Genomic DNA, 514 nt, shown 5'->3' with positions numbered 1-514 from the left:
GTCCCGCGGTACCCGCCCGGCAAGCTCATGGCGGGACCTCGGGCAGCGCGTCGCGGCGTTCGAGGACAGCACGCGCGGGCTCGAGGACGCGGTCGAGCAGCTCATCGACTCCGCGGACGTCCTGGCGGCCACCCCGCGGCGCACCCGCGTGGTGGACCGGGTGCTCGCCCCGGTGGCGGTGGAGATGCTCGCGCTCACCGGGCTCCTGCGGGAGGCGCCCGAGGGCGCGGTGGATCCCCGCATCCGCCGCGCCCTTGACGAGGCCTACGACGACCTGCTCGCGGTCGCCCAGCACGAACGGCTCGACCGGGACGCCGCACGCCGCTGGCGGGACGCCGAGAAGCGCCTGGCCGGGCACGCCCGCGAGGTCACCGCGCAGCTCGAGCGCTTCCCGCTCGGTCAGGACGCGGGCCTGACCGAGGGTCCCGACGACGGCGACGGCGGCCTGGTCGCCCTGCGCGCCGGGCTCGGGCTCAGCGCCCGCCCGGCCGGGGACCTGATGGCGCAGCTGGCC

General features: G+C 78.0%; 1 protein-coding gene. It reads left to right on the top strand.

What is annotated here, in order from left to right; genetic code table 11:
• The coding region (locus NWP10_RS12300) for a hypothetical protein (protein WP_258301091.1) at nt 1–514 on the top strand (514 nt) is incomplete at both ends.

Origin of the sequence: Micrococcus sp. HG099, from assembly GCF_024723355.1 — a bacterium.
Classification (GTDB): domain Bacteria; phylum Actinomycetota; class Actinomycetes; order Actinomycetales; family Micrococcaceae; genus Micrococcus; species Micrococcus endophyticus.
This window is presented reverse-complemented; position numbering and strand designations above follow the sequence as displayed.